Origin of the sequence: Algibacillus agarilyticus, assembly GCF_003286125.1 — a bacterium.
Lineage (GTDB): Bacteria > Pseudomonadota > Gammaproteobacteria > Enterobacterales > Alteromonadaceae > Algibacillus > Algibacillus agarilyticus.
The window spans coordinates 101,976-125,664 of record NZ_QMED01000013.1; the positions used below are offsets into that span (position 1 = coordinate 101,976).

Annotated in this window: 16 protein-coding genes; 9 read left to right on the forward strand and 7 right to left on the reverse strand. The window is 40.8% G+C overall.

All coding sequences use genetic code 11. From position 1 onward, the window contains the following. Window positions 1–95 precede the first annotated feature (95 nt). The 5 genes from ilvD (at window position 96) to DPX34_RS11960 (ending at window position 8,058) form a co-directional block, all read left to right on the forward strand. A complete protein-coding gene (gene ilvD, locus DPX34_RS11935) occupies window positions 96–1,940 on the forward strand; it encodes a dihydroxy-acid dehydratase (RefSeq protein ID WP_111978654.1) in 1,845 nt (614 codons plus the stop codon). A gap of 101 nt (window positions 1,941–2,041) precedes the next feature. Next, a complete protein-coding gene (gene ilvA / locus DPX34_RS11940; protein ID WP_111978655.1) occupies window positions 2,042–3,583 on the forward strand; it encodes a threonine ammonia-lyase, biosynthetic in 1,542 nt (513 codons plus the stop codon). A 500-nt stretch (window positions 3,584–4,083) separates the two neighbouring features. Then, the gene (locus DPX34_RS11945) at window positions 4,084–5,754 is read left to right on the forward strand and encodes a polysaccharide lyase family 7 protein (protein WP_198673690.1); all 1,671 of its coding nucleotides are present in this window, start codon (window positions 4,084–4,086) and stop codon (window positions 5,752–5,754) included. Window positions 5,755–6,359: 605 nt separating this feature from the next. After that, on the forward strand, window positions 6,360–6,902 hold the full coding sequence (locus DPX34_RS11955) for a hypothetical protein (protein ID WP_111978658.1): 543 nt from the start codon (window positions 6,360–6,362) through the stop codon (window positions 6,900–6,902). A 268-nt stretch (window positions 6,903–7,170) separates the two neighbouring features. After that, on the forward strand, window positions 7,171–8,058 hold the full coding sequence (locus tag DPX34_RS11960) for a GIY-YIG nuclease family protein (protein ID WP_111978659.1): 888 nt from the start codon (window positions 7,171–7,173) through the stop codon (window positions 8,056–8,058). A 29-nt stretch (window positions 8,059–8,087) separates the two neighbouring features. Here DPX34_RS11960 and DPX34_RS11965 read toward each other — a convergent pair whose 3' ends face one another. Both DPX34_RS11965 and DPX34_RS11970 read right to left on the reverse strand, forming a co-directional pair. After that, window positions 8,088–9,233 carry a Fic family protein gene (locus tag DPX34_RS11965; RefSeq protein ID WP_111978660.1) on the reverse strand — a complete coding sequence of 382 codons (1,146 nt, stop codon included), beginning with the start codon at window positions 9,231–9,233 and terminating at the stop codon, window positions 8,088–8,090. Between the two features lie 224 nt (window positions 9,234–9,457). Beyond that, complete coding sequence (locus tag DPX34_RS11970) at window positions 9,458–12,643, reverse strand: di-heme oxidoredictase family protein (RefSeq protein WP_111978661.1); 3,186 nt, start codon at window positions 12,641–12,643, stop codon at window positions 9,458–9,460. 717 nt (window positions 12,644–13,360) lie between these two features. On the opposite strand from DPX34_RS11970, the gene DPX34_RS11975 reads away from it, so the two are divergent. The 3 genes from DPX34_RS11975 to DPX34_RS11985 all read left to right on the forward strand — a co-directional run bounded on the left by DPX34_RS11975 (window position 13,361) and on the right by DPX34_RS11985 (window position 16,459). Next, window positions 13,361–13,819 carry a GNAT family N-acetyltransferase gene (locus DPX34_RS11975; RefSeq protein ID WP_111978662.1) on the forward strand — a complete coding sequence of 153 codons (459 nt, stop codon included), beginning with the start codon at window positions 13,361–13,363 and terminating at the stop codon, window positions 13,817–13,819. A gap of 335 nt (window positions 13,820–14,154) precedes the next feature. After that, window positions 14,155–15,900 carry a sensor domain-containing diguanylate cyclase gene (locus DPX34_RS11980; protein WP_198673692.1) on the forward strand — a complete coding sequence of 582 codons (1,746 nt, stop codon included), beginning with the start codon at window positions 14,155–14,157 and terminating at the stop codon, window positions 15,898–15,900. 133 nt (window positions 15,901–16,033) lie between these two features. Next, entirely contained in the window at window positions 16,034–16,459 is a 426-nt protein-coding gene (locus DPX34_RS11985) for a GFA family protein (RefSeq protein ID WP_111978664.1), read from the forward strand. A gap of 8 nt (window positions 16,460–16,467) precedes the next feature. On the opposite strand, the gene cobD is transcribed toward DPX34_RS11985, so the two are convergent. The 4 genes from cobD to DPX34_RS12005 all read right to left on the reverse strand — a co-directional run bounded on the left by cobD (window position 16,468) and on the right by DPX34_RS12005 (window position 20,129). Continuing rightward, window positions 16,468–17,496 (reverse strand): threonine-phosphate decarboxylase CobD, encoded by a 1,029-nt coding sequence (gene cobD / locus DPX34_RS11990; RefSeq protein WP_111978665.1) that lies wholly within the window; start codon window positions 17,494–17,496, stop codon window positions 16,468–16,470. 35 nt (window positions 17,497–17,531) lie between these two features. After that, window positions 17,532–18,590, reverse strand: a complete 1,059-nt coding sequence (locus DPX34_RS11995) for a cobalamin biosynthesis protein CobD/CbiB (protein WP_111978666.1) — start codon at window positions 18,588–18,590, stop codon at window positions 17,532–17,534. A gap of 1 nt (window position 18,591) precedes the next feature. Then, window positions 18,592–19,176: a histidine phosphatase family protein gene (locus DPX34_RS12000; RefSeq protein ID WP_157964708.1), complete on the reverse strand. Its 585-nt coding sequence runs from the start codon at window positions 19,174–19,176 to the stop codon at window positions 18,592–18,594. Window positions 19,177–19,295: 119 nt separating this feature from the next. Continuing rightward, a complete protein-coding gene (locus tag DPX34_RS12005; protein ID WP_198673693.1) occupies window positions 19,296–20,129 on the reverse strand; it encodes a FlgO family outer membrane protein in 834 nt (277 codons plus the stop codon). Window positions 20,130–20,592: 463 nt separating this feature from the next. Between DPX34_RS12005 and DPX34_RS12010 the strand changes: the two genes are divergently transcribed. After that, window positions 20,593–22,851 (forward strand): carbohydrate binding family 9 domain-containing protein, encoded by a 2,259-nt coding sequence (locus DPX34_RS12010; protein WP_157964709.1) that lies wholly within the window; start codon window positions 20,593–20,595, stop codon window positions 22,849–22,851. A 146-nt stretch (window positions 22,852–22,997) separates the two neighbouring features. Here the strand turns inward: DPX34_RS12010 and DPX34_RS21740 are convergent. Then, window positions 22,998–23,689 (reverse strand): hypothetical protein (locus DPX34_RS21740; RefSeq protein ID WP_198673694.1); only part of this gene is annotated, 692 nt, incomplete at its 5' end.

A 23,689-nucleotide genomic window follows, 5' to 3' on the forward strand; every position in this document is an offset into this window, starting at 1 on the left:
ATATTTTAATATTACTTCTTAAATTACAATGTTGTGCACGCATTGTGAACTCAAATTTGTCGGGTTAACCGACTATCAAATTAAAGGTATTTAACATGCCAAAGTTAAGATCGGCTACATCTACTCAAGGCCGTAATATGGCTGGTGCTCGTGCATTATGGCGCGCGACCGGTGTGAACGACAATGATTTCGGTAAGCCAATTATTGCGGTTTCTAACTCATTTACCCAATTTGTGCCTGGCCATGTTCATTTAAAAGATATGGGGCAACTGGTTGCGCGTAGTATTGAAGCTGCGGGCGGTATCGCTAAAGAATTTAATACGATAGCGGTTGATGATGGTATCGCTATGGGTCACGACGGCATGTTATATAGCTTGCCATCACGTGATTTGATTGCCGATTCAGTTGAATACATGGTTAATGCACATTGTGCCGATGCTATCGTGTGTATTTCTAACTGCGACAAAATTACTCCTGGTATGTTAAATGCTTCGATGCGTTTAAATATTCCGGTTATTTTTGTTTCGGGCGGCCCAATGGAAGCAGGTAAAACCAAGCTTTCAGACAAAATTATTCATCTTGATTTAGTTGATGCCATGATTGCGGGGGCAAACCCGAATGTATCAGACGAAGAAAGTGAAAAGATTGAACGTTCAGCCTGTCCAACATGTGGTTCATGCTCAGGTATGTTCACGGCTAACTCAATGAACTGCTTAACCGAAGCACTAGGTTTATCATTACCGGGTAATGGTTCAATGTTGGCAACGCATGCCGATCGTGAAGCGTTATTTAAAGAAGCCGGTTCACGCATTGTTGAATTGTGTAAACAATACTATGAAGGTGATGATGAATCGGTATTGCCTCGCAGTATTGCTAACCGTCAAGCTTTTGAAAATGCCATGGCATTAGATATTTCAATGGGTGGTTCAACGAATACGGTTCTGCATTTATTAGCGGCAGCTCAAGAAGGTGAAATTGACTTTGATATGTCAGTTATCGACGAAATGTCGCGCCGTATTCCTAACTTAAGTAAAGTAGCGCCAGCTGTACAACATTACCATATGGAAGATGTTCACCGTGCGGGTGGCGTGATGGGCTTACTTGGCGAGTTAGATCGCGCTGGTTTACTGCATACCGATGTTACGCATGTTGCGGGTGGCACACTTGCTGATGTATTAGCGAAGTGGGACATTGTGGTGACCGAAGATGAAGCCGTCAAAACATTCTATAAAGCCGGTCCAGCAGGTATTCGTACCACTCAAGCGTTTTCACAAGATTGTCGATATCCAACATTAGATGACGACCGTGCAAATGGTTGTATTCGTAATTTAGACAATGCTTATAGTTTAGATGGTGGCTTAGCGGTATTAGCCGGTAATGTAGCGGTTGATGGCTGTATTGTTAAAACGGCAGGCGTTGATGAAGAGTGCTTAGTTTTCTCTGGCCCTGCAATCGTATTTGAAAGCCAAGATGATGCCGTTAAAGGTATTTTAGGTGACAAAGTTAAAGCGGGTGATGTGGTTGTTATTCGTTATGAAGGGCCTAAAGGTGGTCCGGGTATGCAAGAAATGCTTTACCCAACGACTTATCTTAAATCTAAAGGTTTAGGCAAAGCGTGTGCATTAATTACCGATGGTCGATTCTCAGGTGGTACCTCAGGTTTATCTATTGGTCACGTATCACCAGAAGCCGCAAGTGGTGGGGCAATTGCGCTAGTACGTGATGGCGACATCATTAACATCGACATTCCTAAACGCGATATTATTTTAGCAGTATCAGATGAAGAGCTCGCTAAGCGTCGTGCAGAGCAAGACGTTGCGGGTTGGAAGCCAGCTTTACCACGTCCACGTAAAGTATCATTTGCTTTAAAAACATTTGGTATGTTTGCCACGTCAGCCGATAAAGGCGCTGTGCGTGACAAATCAATGTTTGAAGATTAATCAAACATGATGCCCAAACTGCTTGGGTAATATTTATATCAATACGAATGTCGGACTTGTTCCGGCATTTCATTATTAGCGCCACCAATTTGGAAACCAACATGTCAAACCCTGTTAGCCCTGATGCGTATTTACGCAAGATATTATTAGCCCCCGTTTATGACGTTGCTAAAAATACCGATTTAAATGTAATGAGCAAATTATCAGAGCGCTTAGGGCACGATATTTGGTTAAAGCGAGAAGATCAACAACCGGTTAAATCGTTTAAATTGCGAGGCGCTTATAATAAATTAGCCAGTTTAACGAATGATCAACGTTCGCTGGGTGTGATTGCCGCTTCGGCTGGCAATCATGCGCAGGGTTTAGCGTTATCGGCTAAACGCATGCAAGTTAAAGCGACTATTGTTATGCCAGAAACCACCCCCGATATCAAAGTGAGTGCGGTACGCACATTTGGTGGTGAATGGGTTAATGTTGTTTTACAGGGTAAAAACTTTGATAGCGCCAGTGCTGAAGCGCAGCGCTTATCAAAAGTGCATGGTTTAACCATGGTGCATCCGTTTGATGACCCCGATGTTATCGCGGGTCAAGGCACCATAGGCAAAGAATTATTTGATGCCAAACGTGATATTGATACCTTATTTATCGCCGTGGGTGGCGGTGGTTTAGTGGCGGGTATTGCGGTATACATGAAGCAACTCAACCCTAATTTACGCATTGTTGCCGTTGAAGCAGAAGATTCTGCTTGTTTAAAAGCTGCATTCGATAAAGGTGAGCAAACCACACTCGATACCGTTGGTATTTTTGCTGATGGCGTTGCGGTTAGGACTATCGGAGCCGAAACCTTTCGACTGTGTCAGCAATATGTCGATGAAGTGATCACGGTAAGCTCGGATGAGATTTGCGCCGCGATTAAAGACATATTTGATGATACACGTGCTATTGCTGAGCCTGCTGGTGCGCTATCGGTTGCCGGTATTAAAAAATGGTTGAGTACCAACACACCAGAAACAAAGCAACAATTTGCTGGTATTTTATGTGGTTCAAACATAAATTTTCATACGTTACGCTATGTTTCAGAACGTTGCGAATTAGGTGAAGGCCGTGAAGCGATTATTGCTGCCACGATCCCAGAAGTTAAAGGGGCATTCCGTGAGTTCTGTGACGTATTAGGGAATCGAACGATCACCGAATTTAATTATCGGTATACGCCCGAAACTGCGGCAAATGTGTTTGTAGGTGTTCGCTTACGCCGTGGCGAAGAAGAATTAAAAGAAGTGCTTACCGATTTAACCAATGAAGGTATCGATTGGGTTAATTTAACCGATAACGAAGTGGCTAAGTTGCATGTACGTTACATGATTGGTGGTCGAGTTAATCAGCTGCCTAATGAGCGTTTATATAGTTTTGAGTTTCCTCAGTTGCCTGGCGCACTGGCTAGCTTCTTACATACATTAGGTGGATTATGGAATATCACATTATTTCATTATCGTAACCATGATGCCGCTGATGCAATGGTTTTAGTGGGGTTTGATGTACCGGGTGAACAAGTTGATGATCTTGAAAATCACTTATCAACCTTGGGTTACAATTACTCAGACGAGACTGAAAACCCAGCGTTTCACTATTTTTTAAAATCGTAAGCGATAACGCTTGAATCGAAGGTTTGAATTTATCGTATACATAGCACACTTAAATAGAACACGATTTCGATTAGGTTAATGAGGATGATTAACGTCAGTCATCCCTATTAACTCGCTTTTCATATTAAACCTGCATAAATTACCCGTCTCAAATGATGATCTAAGGTGTTGCATTACACCCCCATTATGACTCTCATTACTGTGTTTTTTTTGTCATACCAATTTTTAGTTGTATTATTTTTAACTCTTTTTTTGTATTTTTATATTTAATAAGGGGTAATGTAATAATAATATTTTATAAAAATAAATATATTTTTCAATTTACATAAATAGATAAGTTATTGTTTATAAGTTACTTATCTATGTTTTTATTCTGTTTTATATAATTGGTAATTCCAATTGTTAAAAAATAGTAATGACATTGTAAAAATAGATCTATATGATGATTGAGCATTAAATAACCAGTTGGTCATACCAATAATAAAGATAAGTGGATGTATATGAAAAGCTCAAACAACATTTTAAAACTTTCAGCAATCTGTTTAGCACTTACCGGTGCATTTAGTTCAAGTGCTTTTGCCGCGACACCTTCTGTTATCACCGATAATGGCAATGATGGCAACGTGGCTGCTAACACAATCGATAATGATCCAACATTCAGCACACGTTGGTCTGCCAATGGTAACGACGGTAGCCAATGGGTTCGTTATGATTTTGGCTCAGCAACCAGTCTAAGCGGCCTCAATATTGCTTTTTATAAAGGCGACCAACGACAAACTTATTTCAGAATTCAAAGCTCAAACGACGGTTCAAATTGGACAACTCAAATTGATGCAAGCAGTACAGGTAGCTCGGGTTCAACGACCGGCTTAGAAAACTATAGTTTTAACGATAACGTATCAGCACGTTATTTTCGTATTCAAGGCTTTGGTAATAGTTCAAACACATGGAACAGCTTAACTGATGTTGAATTTATTGATGGCGGTGAACCGGTTATTCGTACAAGCGTACCAGGCTTAATTCAAGCTGAAGATTACAATGCGGCATACGATACGACGGCGGGCAATACGGGTGGTCAATATCGTGCAGATGATGTTGATGTACAAACAACGAATGATACTGACGGTGGTTATAACGTTGGTTGGATTAAATCAGGTGAATGGTTAGAGTATCCAATTTCTGTTACTAGTGCCGGTACATATACTGCCGATATTCGTGTGGCGTCTTCGCGTTCAACGGGTACATTTGATGTATTAGTTGATGGAAACACTAAAGCCAACGTAGAAGTCGGCCACACGGGGGGATGGCAATCTTGGACCACTCAAACCGTTAATTTAGGTACGCTAAGTGCTGGTAATCATACTATTCGTATCAATGTTACTGGCAGTGATTTCAACTTAAACTGGGTTGAGCTTAAAAAAGAATCCGGTCCAATTACCGGTACAGGCTTTGATTGGGATGGTTGGAAAGTAACAATGCCGGTTAATGGCGATACGTTTTATGGTGATGGCAATACGAGCAGTGCAGCAGAAATTCAGCCTGCCGGTTGTACCGATGCTACATTTGACGAAGATTTAGCTAACGAATACTTCTGGTCAGACAGTGAAGGTTTACACTTCAAAGTACCGATGAACTTAGATGGCAAAACACCTAATACATCGTATATTCGTTCAGAGTTACGTGAATTACACGATTGGTCACCTTGTGGCACAACAAGCGAAGCTAACTGGGCGTTTGGCGGTAACCACACCTTAAATGCAACGATTAGAATTGACGATTACAACCGAGATACAGCCAAAGTTGTAGTGGGGCAAATTCATGGTCACGATGTGAGTTATGCAACGATCAAACTACACTGGGAAGGCGATAGCAAACCTATCCGTGTTATTTATAATACAACGCCTGCAACGTCTTCATCAGAATCGGTCAATCTTGGCTATGTTGATTCTTCAGGTTTTTGGGATTACAGCATTAAAATGACCGACACCGGTATTGAATTATCAGCCGGTGGTGTGACCGAAACATTAACCTTTGGTAATGAATTAAACAATGCTTGGAAAGATGAAACTTTCTATTTCAAAGCCGGTTTATATCCACAGCAAAAGCCAGATGCCAGCTCAACTGTGATATACGAAGCGACATTCTCAAATGTTGAAGTTATTCATGACTAAATACCCCGCTAATTTTATGCTGCTTTATTGGGTTGCATATCGATAAGCAGCAATGCTTATAATCGACAAGAACGCTCACTTTTAAGTGAGCGTTTTTTTACTTGTTATACCGCAACGATATACGCGATCTTAATGCCAATATGCCAATCGAGCGCATTCACGAATAAGCTGAGGTTATCGTTTTTTATCGCTAACGAAAAACTTAAAATCGCGGTCGATCATCAAAGTGGCACTTATCAAAATGATATTCAATTAAAAAATAAAAACCCCTGAAAATAAGCCTAATCATATTGCAGAGTTTAAATAAGTTAGATAATCTTAAACCGCTCGATGAATAAAAACGTTTTAGTCTCCTCTATCGTAGGATGTCGACCGCAAGATGTCGACTACAGGACATTCATCAGCAAGTTGGATTTAAAACATGGGCAATAAGCCATGTAGAACGGTTACAAAAGGACTTGAATATATGAACACTCATCAGTGTATGCTGCTAAAAATTACATCAACGTATTTGTTATTCTTCCCCTCTTTTAACTAACCCTACTTTATAAACGTACCCTTAATGGGTTTTCGCTAAATTATAACTGTCACTATAAAAGGCCACCATGAAACCGTATTTTCTTTTCATTACATTATTGCTTATTTCCAGCACCGTTATCGCTAAGCCGTATAGCCTTTTTTCAGTGCAAGCTATCCAAGGGCAAGATAGTTTAAATCATTCAAGCTCTGCTTTTTTTAATATTGGGATGGGCCTCGCAAACGACTTTGGTTTGTATAGTGAAGTGACATTAGGTGTTAATGCGGAAGAAGTTTTCTCTGAATTATTAAATTCAGATCAGGCAACTGTTGATTTTAATCAGCAATCAGGCAAGGTCGATTTTATCTTAGGTTATCGATTAGACTTAAACCGATATTCTTATATGAGATTTGGTGCGGGCTTCGATTGTGCTGTTTTTAGAGAAGATTGTTTAGCTTTAAAAGATGACTATAACAATTGCGAAAACAAATATGAGTTTGGCCCCGCCTATACCGTGAGCTATTTCATCGGTAAAGATAAAGCCCGTTTTGGTTTAGAGTTCCACCGATATGACCTTTCATCTACAAGAAAGTACAACGGATTGTCGCTGACTTTGAGGGGAGCTTATTAATTCTAAATTCGCTGCGTAAATTGAATATAGCGATCATTAAAAAACATAGATCAAAAAGCCTACCTCATAGTTAGATACCATCGTTATATACCTTTGTTTCTACTTGCGCCTTTTGATGTTTTTATATCCGCCTATAAACAATATAAATTGTTATGTGTTAGCGTATTTGTTAAAAATACAGTAAGTTGAAAATGCGCGCTGATTTAGCTGGAAAAGACGAAAATCGTACACGATTAAATTGTTAAGTTTTACAGGGAATTTTGAAAATATGTCTAAGTTTGGTCGAAGTATAAGAATATTTTTAGCTGATGGAAGTCCTACTGGGTTACGCCATGTTGAAATAGCTAATTGGTCTGGTCAAGCTCTTGCTTGTCCTCGAAGTCGCTTTTCAGAATTAGGGAATTGGGAAGAATCAAAACGACCTGGAGTCTATTTTTTATTTGAGAACTCCGCTGGTGATAATAATGTCGCATATATTGGTGAATCGGAAGACGTATTTAAAAGATTGGCAGATCATGACCGTAAAAAAGAGTTCTGGAATGAGGTTATCATTTTTACTAGCAAAGATGAAAACTTAACTAAAGGTCATATTAAGTACTTAGAGGCAAGGCTCGTAGAAATTAGTAAATCAGCCGATAGATATGATTTAGAAAATAGTAATACACCAACTAAATCTAACCTTCCTCGCGCTGACGCTGCAGCAATGGAAGAGTTTGTCGAAAATATTCGTATTGTTCTAGGTAGTTTAAGCCACAGGATTTTAGAGTCTGTTTCTTCAGGTGCTGTTCAAATTATTGTAGAGCCAAAAGAAGACTCTCTAATAAATTATGAATTTAGTTTTAAAGTAAGTAAAGTGATTGCACAAGGTAGAGTTACAGATGACGGCTTTTTATTATTGAAAGGCTCGCAAATCGCACATAGATCGTCATCGAGTATGCCGGGTAAAAATCTACTCATTAAAGAGCAAATGATCGCGGATGGTCTTCTAGAGGATAAAGGCCATTTCTACCTTTTGCTTAAAGATAAGCTTATGAGTTCATCGTCGTATGCCGCCGCATTAGTTGCAGGTAATAGCCGTAGTGGTCCACAAAGTTGGAAAACCTCTGAAGGTGAGAATTTAAAAGTAATCGAAGAGCGGTTGGTAAGCAAAACCTAAGTCTATTCAGCAGGAAAAAACAGTTGATTTTACTTCTGCGTCGCTAATTTAACTTGGTAGCGAGTACTTCTGCCGCCTTTATCAAGTTTAATTAAGCAGTCTTTGGTTACCAGTTCGGTCAAATCTCTAGTCGCTGTTGCTTTACTCACTTTAGCCAGTGATTGGTATTTTGATGCGTTAATTCCGTCATTAAATTCTTCACCAAAATTATTCAGCAAACGGTTTAATACTTTGATTTGTCTTTCACTTAATACGGTTTGGCTATGCTTGTGCCAAAATTTGGATTTGTTGAGTACGCGATCAATTCTAAAGCGCCCATGTTCAATGGTTTCGGTCAATACATCTAAGAACCAGATTAGCCATGTTGTGATATCTAATTCGTTATTGGAGCTTATTTGTGATGCGGCTTTTAGGTTTTGGGTCAATTCAAGGTGATCATAATAGCTATTGCGATATTTTTCTATTGTCGCGCTTAATGAGTAAAAACGAATTGACGTTTTATCTGCTTGCGCTAATGCGCGATCCGTTATGGCTCTGGCTAAGCGACCATTACCGTCATCAAATGGGTGCAGCGTCAAAAACCATAAGTGTGCGATACCGGCTTTAAGCAATGGGTGAACTTTATTGTCGGTTGAGTTAAACCAGTCAATAAATCGTGTTAGTTCGTTTGCTAATACCGATTTAGGCGGTGCTTCAAAATGGACTGTTTGTTGCCGACCCCGGTAAGAAATGACCTGCATAGGTTCATTTCCCCTAAGCTCGCCTAATATGAGTGAACCTAATAAGGGTGGTTCGGGAAAGAGTAGAGCTTGCCATTCGCATAGGGTTTCAACGGTTAACGGGTTATCTAAATTTTCAGTTGCAAGCACTAACATAGCAACTAAGCTATCCGTTTGCTTGGTGCTAGGTTTTAAACCCGAAGTGTGTAAGCCGAGTTGTTTAGCAACAGATGATCGTACCGAGCCGACATCTAGCTTTTCGCCCTCTATTTGGGAAGTGCGAATAGCATTTTGCAGTAAGGCATCCATTTGTGCTTCTTTATCAATAGGCTGAGGAAGGCTAGTTGAATAATCTAGCAATCTTTGTTTGGCTTGCGCTACTTCGTTTAATTTTTTGCTTATAACGCTTTCATCAAAACTAAATTGAGGCCATAAATCAGATTGCCAAATATACATAATTTACCCTTTTTAACGTTGTGAGCCGAATAAAGTCTATTATTCGGCTCAATATATGAGCTGAATAATAGGCTTTATTCGGCTTATGGGCAATTATTATCAGTTTTGAGGGGCTTTCTTTTTTATTGCATTTTAAAGCCCCAGTTAATGACTAGGGCTTTTTTGTTTTTGAGTACCTTGGTTTGCGTTAGCTGGTTGAAGTTAACCGAAGCCGGTTTATCGTTTTAAAGTGATTTTAAAAAATCCAACAAGTCGGTTTTTTGCTGCACGCTAAGAGCTTGGTAAGCGTTGGTGGTTAATTGTGCTTCGCCACCGTGCCATAAAATGGCTTCTTCAATTGTCCGTGCGCGTCCATCATGCAAATAACCGACTCGATTTATGTCTGCGGCGCTTTGTGCCAGCGAGATTGAATCATTCGCTTTGTTGTCTCTTACCATGACATCTGCGGCATGACCTAATCCCCATAACGGTGCGGTGCGCCATTCGGCGCCGGTGGCAGTGCCTTCTGCTAAGTTATCGGCTAGGCCTTCACCCATATCATGCAATAGCATATCTGTGTAAGGATGGATCGTTTGGCTGCGCAGTTCGGCTAATGGATGATAAGGCGTTGTGGTTACCGAAGGGCGATGGCAATCGGCACAGCCTATTTCGGTAAATAAGTTTTGACCCACGACAATGTCATAATCACGGCGAGCGGGCAAACCTAATAAACTTATATAGGTTACGAGCTTGTCGAGGTGTATATCGTCTAACTCTGAACCTGAGCTGTCGCAATCGGTTTGCTGTGTTCCACAATCTGGCTTAGGTAATACCGAGGTCATTACGCCCATATCGGTATTAAACGCAGCTGCGACTTGGTGTTTTACACTGGCGGTGCCTGCTTTGTAACCAAAGCGACCTACACGTTGCTCGCCGGTTATTGGGTCGGTAACAACCGATGCCCGTCCTGATATGCCATCGTTATTGGTGTCGTTGGCATCTTGCCACGATAGTATCTCATGTTCGGGGATGGCTTCTAATAACCCTAAACCGACTAACTGCGGTGCTATTCGAGCTGAGAATTGCACCGGAGAGCCTTGTGTAAACACATAATTAGGTGTGCGCAAACCATTGGCTAACTCGGTCCACGGGCCTAATGTAACTTGACCTTCTGATGTGCCGGTCGTGGCATTGTCGGCTATTTCAGGTTGTAGCACTCGCCCTTTAAGTGGGTCGGGTGCGCCGTTTTCGTCGCCTATTTTGAATACCCATTTATCAAGTTCGGTGCCTACATCCGACACTAAGGCTCGGCCGTTACGTATATGACACGCTGCACACGCATTATTAATATAGTGGTTGCCCGCTTTGCCTATTTGTTCGGTCCATATTATGTTTTCTGCACGTTCATCATGTTCACCGGTTTCAAAATTAGTGTGGTGTACACGTCGGCCTTCAACCCAAGGTTGTGCATTTTCGGCATTCATATTGGTTGCCATGCCCATAAAGCGGCCTGCGGGCTCTTCGCTATAGTTGTAGCCAAGTGTGGTGCCACCACCCGATAAGCCAGCGGCAGGAATAGGATAGCTATCGTCAAATTCGGTGCGATCCCATTCAAAAGGGTGCACACCTGCTTGACCGGTTATGTATAAAAAGGTGGTACCGTAATAATTAAGTCGTGAACCTGCCGGTGGGTTAATTAAAAATTGGCTGGCTTCAAACTCCATTCGACGACCGGTGGTGAGCGGAATAATGGGCCCGTTGCTTTGCCATTCATCGACTATGTTTAAGGTGTATTTGAATTGATGACCGTCGTCACTGACTTTTTCAAAATTGTTATCCCATGTGCCACGCCCTACATAAACCACACCGGTTTCGTTTGGGTTGGCTTTGGCTTCATCTTTTTGTGGATTAAAATTGAATTGCCCTGTGGTTGTTACGCCGTTGTACCACACCCTAAACTCGCGCGCACCTAGCTCGGCTTCGGTAATAATGGTGACTTTAATCAAGCTTTGGTTGAGGGGCGTGTAATCTTCAAGCTGGATGCGGGCTGTTCTATACTCCCAATAATGGGCTAAAAAATGGTCGTAATGATCACTTGAGGTTATATCTTTAGCATGACGATCACGGCCTCGGTCGGCGATACGTGTTACCGCTACACCATCTTCACGTGTAAAAGCCGCGTTGGGTGCCAGTGGTGTCGCTTCGTTATATAACGCAACAAATTCGCCAATGGTGCCTATTTCAACGGTATGCCACACATCCCCATTACCGGTTGTATCGCCGACTTGGTTATCGCCTATAAAAAAGTATAAGGGTCGACCATTAAAGGTAGCTTGCAAGCTACCATCATCACGTGTAATGGTGCCTAAGTTTTGTATGCCAGACGCTTTGCCATCGGTTACTAAAAGTGGTGGCCAATTGGTTGCACAGGTATTGTAACAGCTACTGCCGGTGGTATTTTGGTCGTTATCAAATACATAAAGCGAGAAACCTGCTTTGTCTGATTCGGTGCCGCCAACCAGTATATTATTGTTAAAAGCGACTTCGTTTAACGGGCGTACTGCCGTGCAGCCAAGTGCATCTACGTAATCATTAATTGGCGTTTGTGGGCATGCATCTTGGTCATCAAAAATACCGTCGTTGTCGAGATCTGGACAACCCACTTTATTTATATTTTGGCCTGTGGGCGTTAATGCACATTGGTCTGTTTCATCGCTTATGCCATCTTGATCTTCGTCTGCAATGGGCGTTAATTTGAGCCAATTTAAGTTAAAATTACCCGTGTTAACGTGCAAACGTATTTTGTGTTTGCCTGCGGTTAAAGCCAGTGAGCCTATGTTGTGAGTTTCGAATTGCTGCCACCCGCCGGTGTTACCTACTGTGGAGTTACCAATAATTGAACTCGCGAGGTCGTCTGTTAAGCTAACCGTAAAACGGCCGCCACCGGTTTCTGAAGCGACCCTTGAGCTAAGTGCATATGAGCCTGCTGCTGTTGTTACTTCATATTCTAGCCACTCGTCTGTAACCGTCCAACCTATGCTAAAGCCACCTTCGGCATCAGTTGTGCTTTCAATATCAACATCATCTGTTTTGTATTGCCCTCCGGTGTTACCGGTATCTGAATCTTTATACGCGACGTAATCTTCGGCTTGAATGGTTAATATATTCGGCACATCTGGAACATTAGGCGTATCAGGCATATCAGGTGTATCAGGTGTATCAGGTGTATCGGGTGATTCCGGCGTATCGGGTGATTCGGGTGTTTCAGGCGTATTGGGAGTATCCGGTGTCTCAGATGTATCGGGTATCTCCGGCGTGTCCGGTATCGCGATGGGCGCTTGGGTATCGTCAGTTTTTGAGCCCGAGCACCCAGTAACCGATAAACACATGATAGAAAGGCTAAGCAGTAATAATTTAATAGGCTGGCTCATTATAGCGTCACCTTATCTTTTATTGAGTGTGTGAGTGTCATATCAATTATCCTTGATCATAAAATTGTTTTATTTTTGTTAAAAAAAGGATATCGATTACTTTTTGCGCTGTATAGGTCAGAGCGGCCGCTTCAACTTGTCATTGTTCCGCTTGAGCTGTTTGGGTTAATTTTTGTCACATTTATCTGCAGTGTAAGCCTGTTTTTATTTGATAAATGAGTTAATTGATCGCGTTATTCACTAGGGCGTGTTTATCTTTTGTGTATGCTTTTTCAGCAGTATTTGCTCTATTTATACAAGGCAGAGCGATTACGGTGTCGTTATTCTACATAAAAGAGCGATAAAGACTTTATGCTCCTGCAAAGTCACCTTACCCTACATCCATGTGGGGCAACATAGTAGAAATGGTGCAAATGCGCTGCCCTTTGGGTTCAATCCAAAACGTTTTGCTCTTTGTTATTGGCTTTTGACGTAGAACCACGATGCCATCAAGCCAATGCCGCGATCAAAACGTTTTGGAATTGAACAAAATCTATACGACAAAGATAAACACGCCCTAGCGTATATTTGTCCTTTGATGTTTTTATATCCGCCTATAACAATATCAATAGCCATGTGTTAGCTTTTTTGTTAAAAATACAGCAAGGTTAAAAATGCACGTGGTTTTAGCTTGCAAATACGTGAATCGCGCTCGATTAAACTGTTAGGTGTATATAAGTGCTCCACTATCAAATTGCCGAAGAACAACATGCAGATATTCTTTGTGATACCTTAATAACGTCTAAAGGCTACTGGGGTTATTCTCAAGAGCAATTGGATATTTGGCGTTCAAATTTAAAGTTTGAAGCTGAATATCTTGCCCATAACACCGTAAAACTGGTCATGGAAGGTTCTGATGTGATCGGGTTTTACGCAATTGTTAAAGGCGATATAAACGAGTTGGACCACTTATGGCTTCTGCCAGCTGTAATTGGTAAAGGAAACGGGGGCTTGGTTTTTGAACAGGTTCTTTTAGAATGTAAATTACTTGATATTAATGCGTTTTACATTACTTCTGATCCTGATGCGGAAGGGTTTTATTTAAACAAGGGGGCAATTAAAGTTGGGGAGGTTTATAGTGAAGCTCAGAAGAGAATGCTTCCTAAGTTAAAGTATTTGGTGGCTCCTTCCACCTAATAAGAGTATGACGGGACTGCTAACCGTTAGCGGCCGATTTTAGCCAACAATGATCAGTCCCTTATGCGGACGTTGAGGTTGTAGCATGACTAAAAATGATAATTTTGATAGCTTTTTTGCATTGCTTTTTGCTATTTGGCTCACGCCTCTGCTTGGCTAAACCGGCCTACGTTTCTTTTTATCTGATATTGTTGAATGGATTAGTATGGATTAGTTGGCAAACGATGTTTCGCTAACTAAAGTTAAAAGAGTCTGTTTTTATTTTATGTGATTGAATGTCTTTTGTTGTTTTGTTGATGAAACGTTTTATGCCCCAGCTGCTTTTGAGGTATGGCTTGATCTGCGTTTTAACGTTGATGGCGCTGCCGTGTTTAGCGGTTAGCGCTGTTGATAATGAACAAGCGCATGATGACGCGACGCCAATCGAAAGTTTAGTTTTAAGATGGTATTACGATAGCGTGTCGATTATTGGTTATGCCGAATTTTTAGAAGACGAAGCCAATACTTACTCGTTTGAAGAGGTACTTAAAGCAAACGATCAACAAAAATTTAAACCCTTCAAAGCAACCGATGTAAACCAAGGTATTAATAACTCAACCTATTGGTTTAAATTATCGCTTAAAAATCCAAGAGCCAATGGTATGACTTGGGCTATTCACCCGCAAACGAGCTATGCCGACCACATGGATATTTGGGTTAAAAACGATGGTGGGCAGTGGAAACATAAAACGCAATCTGATCACAACCCTTTTAGCAAACGAGAAATTAGCTATCGTTTAATGAATGCAACATTTAAGCTGCCTAAAGGGAAAGGCGCTGAAGTTTATATTAAGTTGAGCACCGCAGAAATTGATTTACGTAATATCAATGTATACATATCTGGGCAGAGTAATTTGCGCGATATATTGGCTAAAGAGTACCTTTTTTATGGCGTGTACTTTGGGTTGTTTTTTGCGTTGGTATTGTTGATTGTGAGTATTTGGTTTTATGCTAAAACGCATAGCTATTTATATTATTTTTATTTTTTAAGTTATTTGCTGTGCAACATCGTCATGTGGCTTTCACTTAATGGTTTTAGTTTTCAATTTATCTGGCCCGATAATCCTGCACTGCATAATCAAAGCCTGCATGTGTTTTATCTGGCTGCAGCGAGTTTTGCTTTTTTATTTAGTCGAGAGTTGTTGAATACTAAAGTCGCTCAACCCTTTATTGATAAAATTCTGCTAGGCCTTATCAGCCTTTATATATGCGCAATTGTTTTACGCTTATTTGGTGTGGCTTATGAATGGGTTTTTTATATATCCCTGTTCAGTTTAATCTCGTTAATTTCACAACCTTTACTCGCATGGCGTTGTTATCAAAAAGGCTCTACTTACCTACTTTTATATATTATAGCTTGGGTCCCATTTTCAATTAGCATGCTGCTCATGTTAATTACCACTCAAACCGGTTGGACGTTTGATACTACGTTGCTGGCTCAATTTTCGGTGTTATTTGAATGCTTAATGTTGATTATCGCGACCTTAAGTAAAATGAGTTACCGTTCAGCCAAATTAGAACGTTTAACGCTGCAAGACCCGCTAACACAATTAGGTAATCGTCGCCGGTTAGAAGAGCATATCATTGCGTTGCGCAAAGATACCCATCAAGCCCTTTATTGGTTGTTACTTATTGATATTGATCACTTTAAAAATATTAATGATACTTATGGCCACTCAGTGGGTGATGATGTGTTAGTTAAGCTAGCTAAAATGATGAAAAAAGTTTGCCGTAACGATGATGTAGCCATACGTTGGGGCGGAGAAGAGTTTTTATTATTGGTTAAAGTGGATGATGCCGCAATGGCGATTGCAATAGCAGAGCGCGTGCGGGCTAAATTTAACCAAAGCCCAATGACGGTGAATAATCAAACGTTAACGTATTCATTAAGTGTGGGTTTGCATCCACTTGATTTTAACCAAGACGACCCGCTTTCGATTGCCGTTGAATGCGCTGACCAAGCTTTATACCATGCTAAAAAGAGCGGTCGTAATCAAGTGGTTGTATTTGATGCTATTGCCGTAAATAACAGGGTTAATTAATAAAGTGGGCCTAATCAAGCCAAGTTAACAAAACAAAATTTAAAAACGGTACAACCCAATAGATCAGTTAATACGTTCTAGTCAGCGTTAATAGCCACACTAAATACACCCGAATAACAATAGGATTTATATCATGAGCTTTCCGATTCAAGCGACTTGTCAGTGTGGTCAAGTTTCATACCAATTAAATGCCGCTCCGCTTAAAGTATTGGCTTGTCATTGCACCGAATGCCAAAAATTATCAACGTCGGCCTACAGCATTACCGCTTTGGTGGCGACTAAAGATATTGAGTTTAGTGGCGAGATGAAAGAGTGGAGCCGGATTGCTGACAGTGGCAAAAACAATATAGCTAAATTTTGCCCGTATTGTGGCAACCGTATTTACCATTACAGCCAACCAGATGATGCTTTTATCAAACTTAAATTAAAGCCGGTTGAGCCAAGGGCTGCGGTTTTATTTGAGCCGAATGTGCATGTATGGGTGGGCAGTAAACAAAGCTGGTTTACATTACCTTTGGGGGTTGAAACGCATACCGCTCAGCCTCAATTTAAATTATAAATGCCAATTTATGTTAATTGATTAAGCGCCAAAGCCAAAGCGCGCTCAAAACGTGGTAGCTGGGCGGTGGTTAACATGCCAAAACGCAGTGCATCTTGCTCGTCGGTTAGGCGCACATAAACTTGTTGTTCACACAGCGCGTGATATAAATCGGCCGCTTTAATTTTGTTGTTTAGCGTGACCGTTTGAAACAGTAATGTGCCTTTAATACTTTTTATAATCGGTTTTAACTGGGCGAGTAGCACCTGTTGCAAGTCTTTTTGTTGTCGCGTAAGCGTCTGTATTTGCCTTTGTTGCCACGCATCATCATTTAATGCAACTTCTGCTATATATTGTGCCGGGCCGTTAACTTGCCATGGGCCTAATTCATTTTGCAAATGGTTTAACCATGTTTTACCTGCAATCGCAAAACCAATTCGTATTCCCGCTAAGCCAAAAAACTTACCAAACGAGCGTAAAATAAGGGTGTTATTAGAGGGGGTTTGAGCCAGTGATTGATTAGGCGAAATTACGTCCATAAACGCTTCATCAATAATCAATAAACCTTGCAATGATTCGATAGCCGTTTGATACGTTTGCAATGTTTGGCGTGTGTAAAGTTGGCCAGTTGGATTGTTGGGGTTTATGACAACAAGCACACAATTAACGACTAACCTCTCGACATTGGGTAGCTCATCGGTGTACCAATTTACGTTGAATCCGGCTTTTATCCAAGCGTGAGCGTGTTCTTTGTAACCTCGGGTGGGTAAATAAACGGTGGTTGCTTTAGGTTGCTGTGTTAACCACAGGGTGGGGAGTTGTTTAATAATCGATTGGCTACCGTTGCTAACTAATACCTGATCACATTGATAGTAAGCTTTTGCTGCTTGTATAAGTGCATCTGATGGTTGGGGTAATTGTTGCCATAAGGCTGAATGAATCGGTGGAATAGGGTAGCTTAATGGGGCGATACCCGTAGATAAATCGATCCAACTTTCAGGTGATGAATGGTATTGCTTAGCGATGGCGTATAATTGGCCACCATGAATAAGAGCCATGATGTAGTTCGTTAACCTTTATAAATAACGTTATTTTATCCTGCTTGTCCGGCATTAAGGTTAAATAACACCCACAAGGCTTGGCTAAAGATAACCACCGTAATAAAAATGACACTCGCTTGTTTAACGATTTTTACGCTAGCCGGAATGTCGTTGACTTCAATCGGTTTACCGCCGCCTAAAGTGGGCGATAAGTGTGTTTTACCATGATAAATAGCGCTGCCCCCCAGAGTTCGTTGCATGGCGGTGGCACCCGCTGCCATCACCCAGCCGCCATTGTGGCTTTTATATTGATTACCTTGAATAAACGCATTTTTTAAACACAGCCTAAATGTGCCCTGCAAACTATAAAGTAACGTGCAACATTTACCCGATGCAAAACCTAATGCATCATCTAAACGGGCTGCCGCATAGCCAAAAGAGCGATACCGTGCATTTTTATAACCCCACATGGCATCTAAGGTGTTGGCTAATCGATGCACAATAACCAAAGGTGCGCCGCCAATAACAAAATAAAACAGGGAGGCAATAACCGCATCGTGACCATTTTCGAGCATGGATTCAACGGTGGCTCTCGACATTTCATGTGCGGTTAATGCGTCGGTATTACGGCTAACTAAGTAACTGGTGTAATGCCGCGCGGTATTAATATCGCCATTGTGCAAAGGTAAATAAACTTGCATTGCATGTTGGTTTAAACTGGTTAAACCTAAAGCGCAATAAAGCACTAGTGCATCAAAAGGTAATTGCCAGTACCAAGCTAACGGCGTTATAAAATAGAGATAAAGCACAGGCAAAGGCAGCACCAGTAACAGCCACGCTATCGCTCCTTTCATTGCGCTTGTCGTGTCTAACTTGTTTTTTAACGTCCTTTTTAATGTTTCTGTTTCTGCCTTTTGTAAAAAAGGGGTATCGAGTGGCGCGTTGGGCTTGGTGTTTAAATGCCTCTCAAACCACGACGCAATATAGCCAAAACCAACTAAATAATGAAAACGTTTAGGCTCACCTAGGTAATAATCTAACGTGAGTGCGATTAACAACGTAATGCCTAACGCAAAAGGTGCAAAAAGTGTTAAAAAGTGAACATCGGCCATGTTAAGGCGTTACCTGTTCAAAATAAGGTTTTGTTGGCGAATAGGTAATGGCCAATACATTGGCATTAGCAAATAATTGATAGGCATTTTGTTGTGTTGGCCAGCCAGCGTAGTTCATAAAACAACGCAACGCTTCGCCATGAAAAATGACTAAAATGTGTTGATTTAGATAAGCTTGAGCGAGTGTTAACAAGCCTTGATAAATTCGTTGGCCACAGGTTATTGCGCTTTCGCCATTGGGTGGCTGCGCATGTGTGTATTGCTGCAGTATTTCAGTGTAATGTGCATTGGCTGAAAGTTCGGTTAACATTTGCCCCTGCCAATCACCAAAATCACGCTCAACTAGGGCTAAATTCGATACCCAAGGAATATTCAAAATACGCTCACAGTGTTGTGCGGTAATTACCGCTCTACCTAGAGGTGAAGAGACAATCGTTGTTATTTTTTTACTTTGCAAATGGTTAGCTAATGCAATTGATTGTGCAATGCCCTGTTTGGTGAGCTCACTGTTAAGCTGCCCTTGCAGGCGTTGTTGTTTGTTCCAGTCGGTTTCACCATGGCGGGCGAGGTATAAAGTGGTTTGCATGCAAAAGCCTTTGTTAAATTCGCAGCGGAGCATACCCAATTTGTTAATAAGGTTCAATCTACCCCTTGTTAACCTGAACTCTTGATGACACTAGTACATTGTTTTTATTTGGTTGATTATTAAGGTGTTTGTGTGTCGGCGGTTATTAAAATGGATTGCAGTTTTTGCGCAATGTTGGCGGTGACATCGGCTTGTACTAAAAACATGCTTTCGAGGTTTAAATCGCGGGTATAGGTTTCTGCCCATAGATGCTTATTAGTTTGTACATCGATGAGTTGAATATTGATTTTTATTTTATCACCCGCGCGCTGCATTGTGCCTATGAGTAAATTGCTGACGTTGAGCTCAGAGGTCATTTCTTCTATGCTTTTATCGGCGTTTAAGTATGAACCAACCGACAAATGCGAGATGATTTTTAAGTCTGCTAATTTAGACATTTTGGCGGTTAAATCGCCACAAAATCCTTCGATAAAATGATCATCTGCTTTTAATTCACTGATATTTCGAAACGGTAATACGGCAATGGTTTTGGTTGTTTGATCATTGGAGTGACTGGTGTTTTGCCAAAGGATATTTTGAATAACGTAACTCGCACTTATCACCAACAATAATAACGCAGCGAGTAACGCGTATTTGTTATATATAAACGTTTGCTTTGATTGTTTTATAGGGTGAAGAGGATGATCAACTGAGTTATGGGCTGAGCTTGTATTGCTCGTCTTAAGTGCTGCGACAAATTGATAACCCCGACCGCGTATGGTTTTAATAACGGCTTGCTTGTTACCATCGTCGCCCAGTAATGTTCTCGCGCTGTTTATATGGTTGCTCAAGGTGGCGTCGGATACAACGCGTCCTGACCATACTTTTTCAAATAATTCGTCACGGGTGATGACCTTATTGTGGTGAGTAATTAAGTACACAATAAGGTTAAATACTTGAGGTTCGATCGCCAAACTTGATCCTGAACTTTTCAAACTGAAGTTATCAGTGTCGAGCTCAAAATTATTAAACTGATATATCATGATGACTGACCGAGATTTGCGTTTACCTAGCACTATTAACCCGCAATGATACCTTATTTGGCAAGCGTTGTTAACAATCAGCTCTGCCTGTCGAGCGCTTTGTTTTTTGCGAGGTGTTTATTGAAGTTGACCTGCTCATTAGGTTCTTATTAGCGTTTCATTAGGTTCTGATTAGATTTGATTAGGCGTTTATAAGCTTATATTAGCCAATAATTAGCGCTTCATTACCCTGTTTTTGAGTGACTACATTACTATTTTCCGGCACTGATGAATGCCTTACTTTGGGTTTGCATTCATCATTTTTATTTTAATTCCGGAGTTAATAATGTTGTTGTGTCGTGATTTTTTTTCATTACGGTTATGTGTTTTTTTAATACTGCTGCTTATATCGAGCGTGAGTTTTTCAAATGAAAACCATCAACTGAGCCATCAAAAAATAGCGCCCACTGTGGATGGTTTTATTAACGAAGCACAATGGCGCAACGCAACTGTTTTAGACTTAAATTATGATGATGTGCCGGGTAAAGGGCAGCCAGCGCCGGTTAAAACTACGGCTTATGTGTATGAAGATGGCCAGAGTTTGCATGTGGCTTTGTATGCATATACTGACAATACCGACCAATTGAGAGCGCATTTGTCGGCTAGAGATAAAGCAAGAGCCGATGACTTATTAGGTATTGTTATCGATACGTTTAATGATGAACGTAATGCTTATGAGTTTTTTGTTAATCCGCTGGGCGTGCAAATTGATGCCCGTATGACAGATAATCGAGGCTGGAAAGCGAATGATAGTTGGAATGCAACTTGGCACAGTGCAGCTCAAATTGTTGAAGATGGTTGGACGGCTGAGTTGAGTATTCCTTTAAAAATACTACGTTTTGCCGATACGCAAGGTTTGCAAACTTGGGGCTTGGCTGTTTACCGGTCTTATCAAGGTGAGTCGCAGCAGTGGTTAACTAACTTTAAGCGTGATAATCAGCAAAATTGTAACTTATGTCAGTTTAGTAAAGTGACGGGCTTTAAGGATGTAAAGCAAAGTAATAATTTGCAATTCATTCCGGGGGTGACTTATACGTATCATCAAGAAAAAGCGGATTCAACCATAAATGACGAATGGTCAGGCAGTGGTAAGCTCGATGCTAGCCTTGATATGAGTTGGGCACCCACTGAAAACAGCACGCTTAATGCCACGCTTAATCCTGATTTTTCTCAAGTTGAAGCTGATACTGCGCAGTTGGATATTAATAGCCCACATACGTTGTCGGTGGCTGAAAAAAGAACGTTCTTTTTGGATGGTGCTGAGTATCTCACGACTGACTTATTAAATTTAGTGCATACACGTAATATTACATCGCCTGAATATGGTTTGAAATACAGCGGTAAAAGTGGTGAAAAAAGCTACGGCGTTTTAGTGGCAAATGATCAAGAAACCCGTTTTGTCTTGCCACGTAATCAAAGCTCTGAGATAACCTCGTTACCAAGCAATGCTAAACCAAGTGATCTTGTTATTGCTCGTTATAAACAAGATTTAGGTGAAAAAAGCAGTTTAGGTGTTTTATACACCGACAGAAAAAATACCGGTTATCGAAATACGGTTTTGTCGGTAGACGGCAAGGCCGCTTTGTCTGGCGCGAATATGTTGCATTTTCAGTGGGCTCATACCAAAAGTAAAAACCCGCTGAGTTTGCAAAATGATCATAATTTAAAAGAAGATCAGCAAGGTAATGCGTTGTCGGTTAACTTTAATCGTGACCTGTATCGTTATACTGTTAGTGCCGCTTATCAAAATGTTGAAAAAGAATTTAGATCTGATTTAGGGTTTATTACTCAGGCTGACTATATTGGCAAGCAATTGAACGGCAGTATTAAATTTTATGGTCAATCGGATACGTGGTTTAAAAATGGCTCAACTTCTGCTGGATATCATCAAAAAAAGGATCGTGATGGTCAGTTACTCGAAGAAAAAAATTCGTTGTCGGGCTATGTCGCCGGTAAATATCATTCAAATACGACTTTAACATTTGATAAAAAAACGCAGCGGTTAATCGATGGCTTTAGTGATACCCAAACGTATTTTAAGTTAAATCAGGTTAATCTTAATGCAAAATTTCAACCGATATCGGATGTTAAGCTGACTTTTTTGGCAACAAAAGGTGATGCTATTGATTACCATAATGAGCAACGAGGCCAGCTACAACGGGTTAAAGCCGAAGCTGATTTATATTTAGGTTCTCAGTTAAATATTAAATTTTCACATGAATATCGAGCGATAAATGCCGAGCGTACTCAGCATTTAATTGAGGGCCAATGGCGCGCATTTGATGCCGGTAATATATTTAAGGCCACACAAAATGATGTGCGAATTAGTTATCAATTTAATACCAAAATGCAACTTAAGCTGATTAGTCAATATACTCAGGTTGATCGAAACACGGCGTTGTATCGTGCTAATTATGATAATAACCCGGACAATGATATTTATGCGGCTAAAAAAACAATTGGCAATCAATTGGTTTTCTCTTATAAATTTAATGCCGAAAGTTTGTTTTATCTTGGTTATTCAGACCAGGGAGCAAACGAGCCTATGCTGGATGCGTTAGAAATTAATGACCGTCGTGTGTTTTCTAAATTTAGTTATGCGTGGCGTAATTAATCGCGTTTAGTTAGGCTGATTATATTTTATTTAACGGCATGTTTTGTATGAATTGACGTAAAATATTAAATAGCACACGCCCAATGGTTATCCATTTCATTTAGCGTGTGCTATTTAATGTGTGCATTTAGCATGATTTTTTAGCGTTAGCGTTTTACTTTTTTGCGGCCATTGAGCTTTAAACGTAAACCAAATACGGTGAGCACAAAGGCTAAACCGAGAAAAAATACCATAATATAATCACGTTGGGTGCGACCGGTTAGCGGAACTAAAAATCCCCATTTATGTAACATTGAAAAAGACAATGATTCAAGTCGACTGCTGGCGTTGTTGTGATCGGCTAGTACGCCACTTTGCGTATCGATAAACAGTTGGCTTTTTTGAGCATCGTTTAGTGTCACTCGCCAAACCGGCAAGCGTTTATTCCTAAAGTCGTAACCCATACCAAAATGTCTCACCTGTTCTGCAATTATCTCATTGTTATTGGTTTGCGCTTTTGATGCATCAGGGCGGTATGTTTTAGCTAACCAAATCGCATAGTCTTTATCATTGAAGGTGGAGAGCGCGTGGCCAGTTGTTGCATCAAAGTAGGCTACCGTGGCTTCGCTGTTTAAACCCTTATATTTATGATTTTTGTTGGCGTTTTTAGGTAGGTCGGCTTGATAAGATAAGCGTAAAATAGGGCCGCTTGGGCTATTTAAAATCGCTAAGCCATTGATAGCTTTTTTATGCTTTTTTTCGTCTGTACCTTTATGTACATCTATGTGTGCATCTTTGTCTGCACCTTTGTGTATTTGTTGCTGTATTTGGCTTAGCACTTGCTGCAACGCGGTTGCTG